Source organism: Flavobacterium sp. PLA-DH12, assembly GCF_059511845.1.
In genome coordinates, this window is sequence record NZ_JCAMPD010000012.1 from 164,539 (window position 1) to 173,289 (window position 8,751).

Consider the following 8,751-nt stretch of genomic DNA (forward strand, 5'->3'; position numbering starts at 1 on the left):
TAGTTTCCATATCTTTGTAGGATGAATGAAAATCTAGATCCTACTACTAAAGGATATAACTCAGAAGAGTTAGATCTTGAGAAAAGATTGCGTCCGCTGTCATTTGATGATTTTGCTGGGCAAGATCAAGTTTTGGAAAATTTAAAAGTCTTTGTTGCCGCAGCCAATCAGCGTGGCGAAGCACTTGATCATGCACTTTTCCATGGTCCTCCAGGTCTAGGGAAAACTACTTTAGCAAATATCTTAGCAAATGAATTGGAGGTAGGTATTAAAATTACTTCTGGTCCAGTATTAGATAAGCCGGGTGATTTGGCTGGTTTGCTAACAAACTTAGACGAGAGAGATGTTTTGTTTATTGATGAGATTCATCGTTTGAGTCCAGTTGTTGAAGAGTATTTGTATTCAGCGATGGAAGATTTCAAGATTGATATTATGATTGAATCGGGGCCAAATGCTAGAACAGTTCAAATCAATTTAAATCCTTTTACTTTGATCGGAGCAACAACACGATCAGGATTACTGACCGCCCCAATGCGTGCCCGTTTCGGAATATCTTCGCGTTTACAATATTATACCACTGAACTTTTAACTACAATTGTTGAGAGAAGTGCTTCCATATTAAAAACACCAATTGATCTGGAAGCAGCGATTGAAATTGCTGGCAGAAGCCGTGGAACTCCTCGTATTGCAAATGCATTATTAAGACGTGTTCGTGATTTTGCCCAAATTAAAGGTAATGGAAGAATTGATATAGAAATTTCAAAATATGCCTTAAAAGCACTTAATGTAGATGCTCATGGTTTGGATGAAATGGATAATAAAATATTACTGACCATTATCAATAAATTTAAGGGAGGTCCAGTTGGACTTTCAACTTTGGCGACAGCTGTAAGTGAAAGTAGTGAAACTATAGAAGAAGTATATGAACCATTTTTGATTCAGGAAGGATTTATTATGAGAACACCTCGAGGTAGAGAAGTTACCGATAAGGCTTATAAACATCTTGGCAAAGTAAACATAAATAATCAAGGAGAGTTGTTTTAATACTGATAGAAATGTCTATAGGTAAAAAATATAATTATCCGCTAAAACTCTCTATTTTTAGATTTTTTGTTGATGCCGAAGGTGTTCGTAGAAACCCGATTCCGTATCATAGAAAGTATTTTGAAAGGTTAGGAGATTCTTTTTCTATAAGAATTGGAAAAAGTAGACACATTATTTTATCTAGAGATAATGATGTTGCTCAATATATACTACAGAAGAACCATAAGAACTATCATAAATCGAAGTTTCAGTCTGTTTATTTATCTAAATATTTGGGCAAAGGCCTGCTAACTGTTGATGGCGAATTTTGGCTAAAACAAAGAAGACTTATTCAGCCCGCATTTCATAAGCAAAAAATGAATCAGCTAGTTGAAAATATGAAGATTACGATTGTTTCTGAGCTGGAAGGTATAGTACTGAATAAGAAAGTCGATCTTTTTCCAGTAATGAGCAAATTAGCTTTTAATGTTGTCGCAAAATCATTATTTCAATTTTCTATTGAAGAGGAAAAGTTAGATAGGATAAAATATATTATTGAAGCAGTTCAGAATTTTCTAATTAAAGAAATTAGATTGCCACATAAAGGATGGTGGTTTTCTATTAGTGGCCAAGTAAAAAAACATCTTCAATTGGCTGAAGAAAATAATAGAATCATTAGAGGAATTATTGAAGAAAGAGTTGCTTCGAAGAATGAAGTAAACGATTTGCTTAACATGCTATTAGAAACTCGTTACGAAGATACTGGCGAAGGAATGTCAATCGAGCAGTTAATCGACGAAATAAAAATTCTATTTATTGCGGGACATGAGACAACCGCCAATGCTTTGACTTTTACATTACAATTATTAGGGAATCATGCCGATGTACAGCAAAAAGTTTTTGAAGAAATTCTTAAAGTTGAATCAGAAAGCGATGATGTCGTAGAACAGCTTCAGAAGATGACTTATATAAATGCGGTTTTGAACGAATCGATGCGTTTATATCCGCCGGCTTGGATTACAGATAGGCAAAATGTAGAAGACGATTCTTTAGGTAGGTTTAATATAAAAAAAGATACTTTAATTGGTGTTTCTTTTTATGAGTTGCATCGAAATCCGAAATATTGGGAAGAGCCTGATCAGTTCAATCCAGATCGTTTTTTAGGAGAGCAAAAAAAGCATTCCATGCAATATTTTTACCCCTTTGGAGCAGGACCAAGAATGTGTATTGGTGCTGGTTTTGCCATATATGAAATGTGTTTGGCGATTTCTTATATTGTTAAAAAATTTAAAGTTGTTTCAGTAGGAAATACGGTCAATTTTAATCCGTTAATTACTTTGAAACCTGTTGGTATTGAAATTGTTTTTTCTGAAAGATGATGATTAATGCTAAAGAAAAATATTCGAAATTTATAAAAGAGGAAGCCAAAAGACTTGGTTTTCTTTCTTGCGGTATTTCTAAAGCAGGTTTTTTAGAACAAGAAGCACCTCGTCTTGAAAATTGGTTAAAGAACAATCATAATGGTCAGATGGCTTATATGGAAAACCATTTTGATAAACGACTAGATCCAACTTTATTAGTAGATGATGGTAAAAGTGTTGTATCGCTTTTATTAAATTATTATCCAGATTCTACGCAAAACAGCGAAAGTTTTAAAATTTCTAAATACGCATATGGGCAAGATTATCATTTTGTAATTAAAGATAAATTAAAAGAGTTTCTCCATTCTATTCAAGAAAATATCGGTGAAGTTTCTGGACGTGCTTTTGTCGATTCAGCGCCTGTTTTAGATAAAGCCTGGGCAGCGAAAAGCGGGTTGGGCTGGATTGGAAAAAATAGTAATTTGATTACTCAAAAAGTTGGCTCTTTTTACTTTATTGCCGAACTTATCATTGATTTAGAACTAGAATATGATCATGCTGTTACAGATCATTGCGGTTCTTGTACTGCCTGTATTGATGCCTGTCCCACACAGGCAATTGTAGCTCCCTATATTGTTGATGGGAGTAAATGCATTTCTTATTACACTATCGAACTAAAAGAAAATCTTCCAGAAGAAATGAAAGGAAAATTTGATGAATGGATGTTTGGCTGTGATACCTGCCAAGATGTTTGTCCATGGAATCGATTTTCTAAACCACACTCAGAGCCTTTGTTTAATCCTAATCCAAACTTACTTTCCTTTACCAAAAAAGACTGGTTAGAGATTACAGAGGAAACTTTCCGTACAGTTTTTAAAAATTCCCCAATCAAAAGAACAAAATTCGACGGCTTAAAACGTAATATTAATTTTTTAAAATAGAAATATTGTGTCTGGAGTATTTAATGTAATTATCTTGTTTTTAGATGGTTATAATTTTGTATGTAAATAAAAACTTATTTTTAATAGTTATGGTTTCTTACAATTTTATCAGTATTTTTTGTAAGAATTAGATTTATTCGTAAAATTTTAAGATTTTTTTACTACTTCATAATCAAATTGTTACAATTTTAGCATATTTAGCGAGTTGAACATTTGTTAAAAATTGTTGTTTAACGACTTTATATGCATTTTGTCGGTATAATGATGCTCGATTTCATTCCGCGATATACTTTCGCGCTTTCCAAATCTACTTAATTTAAAACCAGAGAGACTTTTATAGTCTTTATTTTACTATATGGCAATGGTCTGCATAATGTCTTTTTTATGTCTTAGTCTTGAAAAAACTGTTTTAAGTTTTTTTAAATCCATTTTATATTTTTTCACGTATCTCACCAATATGCTAAAAATGATCATCCGTTTTTTAGCATCCAAAATTTCTGTTCCACAAACACAAGTCGTCTATGCGTAACTTTACTTTTTGTAAGTCTGGATTTTTCAGGCTAATTCTTTTTATTTTATTTGCCACATTACCAATAGTTTCATTTGCACAAGTATGTGGAACTCCTGGAGTTGATGGCCCCGTTGCAGTATCAAGTTCTGTGAATACTTACTATCCGATTACAGGGAATATTACTTTAAATGCAGGAGCACAATCTATTCTGTTGGCAGGAGTGCCTGCAACAGATCAATATTCGAATAATTTTGGTATAACTCCAATTTCTGCTGGAGACTTGATTTTAATTATTCAAATGCAAGATGCAACGATAAATTATACAAATACAACTAGTTATGGTTCTGGTGCGACAAATAGTGGCCCAGATTATATTGGAGGAACTGGATTTACATCTCTTGGCAACACTGGGGTTTTTGAATATGTAATTGCAACAAATAATGTACCCTTGACGGGAGGAAATTTAACGTTTAAAGGTACTGGTAGCAATAATGGTGTTTTGAATAGTTTTTATAATGCCAATGCTACGACAACACGAGGAAAGAGAACATTTCAAGTAGTGAGAGTACCTCAATACTCTAATTTAACCCTTACAGCCAATATTACTACACCACCGTTTAATGGAGTTGCCGGTGGTATTATTGCTTTTAATGTTTCTGGAACATTCAATTTTAATGGTTTTAGTATTGATGGTAGTGCTAGAGGGTTTCGAGGAGGATATAGTCCAAAAGCAAATTCGGGTATTAACGATTCTAAAACTTATGTTGATGATTCTTCAAAAAGTAATGTTTCTGGAAAAGGAGAAGGAATAGCTGGTACTCCTAAATATATGTGGGATGGCTTTAATCAGGTAGCAAATACAGTGGAAGGAATGCCAGGAGGTTCTTCGGGAAGGGGTGCTCCTGCCAATGCAGGAGGAGGAGGTAATGATCACAACACTGGTGGCGGTGGCGGTGGTAATGGCGGATTTGGTGGTCTGGGAGGAGCTGGCTGGCAAGGAGGAGGAGGAGATCTCATTTCTAATAATCTTACAGGAGCAGGAAGACCAGGATCAAAATCGTATTCTACAATTGAAAAATTTCCTAGGCTTATTATGGGCGGAGGTGGAGGTGCAGGAGATGCTAATGATGCCTCTACTGGAGTAAAAGGTGGTGTTGGAGGGGCAATTATTCTTATTAATGCCGGGAACGTTTTAGGAAACGGTACTATTTATGCCAATGGAGGAAAAGGAGCACCAGGAACTTATGCTAATTCACCAGATGGTGCAGGAGGAGGAGGAGCTGGTGGAACAGTTTTATTGAATGTATCTAATAATAGTACAGCGAATATAAAAATAGAAGCAAATGGTGGTGCTGGAGGAAATACTGAAAATGACGATAACAATGAACATGGACCAGGTGGAGGTGGAGGTGGTGGAATTATCTGCCATAATGTTTCAAGTACAGTAACCATTACGACTAGTGTACTTGGTGGCGCGGCAGGTAAATCTAATGCGGGAAAAGGAATCAATCATGGTGCTGTAGCTGGAACAGTTGGCTATGTATCAACTTTCACAGTTGCAGATGTACCGCCAAATCTTCAAGTTAATGCAAATTGTTTCCCAGTTCTTGAGACAAAAGCAAAAACATTATCTACTATTGCCGTTTGTAATGCTATTGATGAAAAAGTTTCTTATGAAATTGAAATAAAAAATACTGGAGCAGGAAATGCTGCTGGGGTGATGTTGGATTTTAGTTTTCCACCAGGTATCGAATTTGATTCAGCTACGGCAATTTATTCTACTGGAACTTCGGGTCCAGCTGGAACTTTAGCTAATTCGGCTACAGCTACGGCTAATAATCCTGTTTTTGGAGGATTTAACATTGCACAAAATGGTATTGTTACCATAACTTTAGTTGGAAAAGTGGCAGCTTCTATAGCGGAAGGAATTTATAGTGCAAATGCACAAGCATTATATCTTGACCCAACACGTACAACAGCCAATTCCAATAGAAGAATAACGGCATTTGCAAATGCTTATGGTAGTGCAAATAAAACGTATGAAGGTACAGGCCAATCAAATGTTCCAGGTGTAAATTTTAATGGAACAAGCACTGACGTTGATGATATTTCAATTTTAGCTTTGCCTGCAGCTCCAACGGTGAGTGTAACTCAAACAACTTGCGAATCTCCAACCGGTAAAATAACAGTTAATACGCCTGCAAATGGCTCTGGGATAAGTTATACTTTAACGGGAACAAATCCTGTTTCTGCTTCAGTTAGTAGCACAACTGGTATTTTTTCCGGATTAGTACCAGGCACTTATTCTATAACCACAACAAATGCACAGGGATGTACTTCTGCTGCAAATGCAGGTATTGTCATTAATGCAGTTGCTGGTGCACCAACAGTTACTGGAGTAGCAATTTGTCAAAATGGCTCAGGGTTTTTAACAGCTACTTCTCCATGTGGATCTATAAGCAGTACAGGGGCAAAAATTGCAAGTACAGGTGTTAATGCAGGTTCGGGTATTGATTGGACAAATCCAGGCAATATTATTTCTAATAATTCTGTCAATGCGACTGTAACGGTAAATAGTGGAGGAGATACTACAGTCGCAACTAAATATCTTCAAGGAACAAATTTTAAATTTGATATTCCTTCAAACGCTACAATTACAGGAATTCAAGTAGGAATTAATAGTTTTAGCAGTGTTGGAAACAGTAGCTCTGTGTATGTGAAGGATAATGTTGTTAGTTTAGTAAAAGGAGGAGTAATTACAGACGTAAATAAAAGTAAAACAGCTAATTGGAATACTAGCGCTACTGCATTGACCAATTATGGTGGAACAGCAGATTTGTGGGGAACCTCTTGGACTCCTGCAGATATTATTGCATCAAATTTTGGAGTGGTTTTATCTGCAAATATTACAAGAACAAAGGGCAATGATATAACAGCCTCTGTTGACTACATTCAAATTACGGTAACCTATACTATCGGAGGAATAGAATGGTATACTACAGCAACTGGAGGAACATCCATTTATACGGGATCTTCTTTTAATCCGGTGGGAGTTACAGATTCTGGATTGACAAATACTGCCACAGCAGGATCGAAAACGTATTATGCCGCTTGTTCTGGTAATTCAAACTGTAGAGCTGCAGTTAATTTTGTTATTAATGCAAAACCAACAATAACGGGAAGCACTCCAGCTTCACGATGTGGTACAGGAGAAGTAACTTTAGGCGCTACAGCATCAGCAGGAACTATTAACTGGTATGCAGCTTCTACAGGAGGTTCATCATTGGGAACAGGAGAAAGTTTTACGACGCCAAGTTTATCAACATCAACGTCTTATTATGTTGAAGCAACAGAAAATGGTTGTTCTACACCAACAAGAACAGAAGTTGTTGCAACAATAAATACAGTACCAACAATAAATTCAACAACAGAAGGTTCAATATGTGGCTCTGGATCAGTGAAATTAACTGCAGCTGCGTCAAATGGAGCGACTATTAATTGGTATGCAGATCCTACAAGTTCGAAAGTATTAGAAACAGGAACCACTTTTAATACTCCAAATTTAACAGCTACTACAACTTACTATGTTGGAGCAGTAACATCGTTAGGTTGTACGTCAACGTCTAGAATTGCTGTTGCAGCTGTTGTAAATAATGCTTCTACTATTGTATTTACAAGTGGTACTCAAAATCCAACAGTTTGTTCTGGAGCATCAGTTCCTAGTGCAGTATATACTTTTGGTGGAAGTGCTACAAATGCTACAGTATCTAGCTTGCCTACAGGATTATCTGCTGCGGTTGACACTAATGCAAAAACAGTTACAATTTCTGGAAACCCTACAACAGCAGGTACTTATATCATTACTACAGTTGGTCATACTTCGCCTTGTCTAGAAGCTACAATTCAAGGAAAGGTTACTTTAACTCCAAATGTAACAATTGCACCATTTTCACCTGCATCGTCTTCTCGTTGCCAAGGAGTTGAAACAATAACAAGAACTACAACAGCAACTAATTCTACAGGGATCACGTATAATCTTGATTCTGCAAGTATTGCGGGTGGTAATACAATAAATTCGACTACTGGCGCGGTAACTTATGCTGCTGAATGGTATGGAACAACTATAATTACAGCGAGTGCTGCAGGATGTAATGGCCCTGCCACTACAACGCATACAGTTACTGTAAAAGCATTACCAACAGCAACTATATCAGGAAATTTAACAGCATGTTTAACAACAACATTAACAGCAAATTCAAACGCAAGCTCTGCAACTTACGTTTGGTATAGAGATGACGTTATAATATCTGGTCAAGTGAATAAAACATTGACTGTTACTCAAGATGGCGGATATAAGGTAAAAATTACAAATACATCAACAGGTTGCGAACAGACTTCGGCTGTTTCAACAGTAAAAGTTAGTGACACCCAAAAACCTTCAATCACATGCCCATTGGCAGTTTCAGTTTCTGCAGACGCGAATTCATGTACTGCTACCGGAGTTGCTTTGGGGACTCCAACGGTATCGGACAACTGCACGGGAACTGTAACGGTGACGAATGATGCTCCGCCAAGTTTCCCAATCGGAAACACGACAGTAACTTGGACAGCAAAAGATGCGGCAGGAAATACGCAGACCTGCACTCAGATAGTGACGGTTAGTGACACCCAAAAACCTTCAATCACATGCCCATCGGCAGTTTCAGTTTCTGCAGACGCGAATTCATGCGCTGCTGCAGGAGTTGCTTTAGGGACTCCAACGGTATCGGACAACTGCACGGGAACTGTAACAGTGACGAATGATGCTCCGCCAAGTTTCCCAATCGGAAACACGACAGTAACTTGGACGGCAAAAGATGCGGCAGGAAATACGCAGACCTGCACTCAGATAGTGACGGTTAATGACACCCAAAAA

The 8,751-nt window shown here is 36.9% G+C and carries 4 protein-coding genes; all 4 read left to right on the plus strand.

Going from position 1 to position 8,751, the window contains the following annotated elements:
- The first annotated feature begins 21 nt into the window (after window positions 1-21).
- Window positions 22-1,044 (plus strand): Holliday junction branch migration DNA helicase RuvB, encoded by a 1,023-nt coding sequence (gene ruvB / locus AC5ZCW_RS20450; protein WP_343544255.1) that lies wholly within the window; start codon window positions 22-24, stop codon window positions 1,042-1,044.
- Between the two features lie 11 nt (window positions 1,045-1,055).
- Window positions 1,056-2,402 carry a cytochrome P450 gene (locus AC5ZCW_RS20455; protein ID WP_496121491.1) on the plus strand — a complete coding sequence of 449 codons (1,347 nt, stop codon included), beginning with the start codon at window positions 1,056-1,058 and terminating at the stop codon, window positions 2,400-2,402.
- Window positions 2,402-3,325 carry a tRNA epoxyqueuosine(34) reductase QueG gene (gene queG, locus AC5ZCW_RS20460; RefSeq protein ID WP_343544411.1) on the plus strand — a complete coding sequence of 308 codons (924 nt, stop codon included), beginning with the start codon at window positions 2,402-2,404 and terminating at the stop codon, window positions 3,323-3,325. Before AC5ZCW_RS20455 ends, queG begins: the two co-directional genes overlap by 1 nt.
- 521 nt (window positions 3,326-3,846) lie before the next feature.
- Window positions 3,847-8,751, plus strand: a 4,905-nt coding sequence (locus AC5ZCW_RS20465) for a beta strand repeat-containing protein (protein WP_496121492.1), incomplete at its 3' end; no start/stop codon positions are given.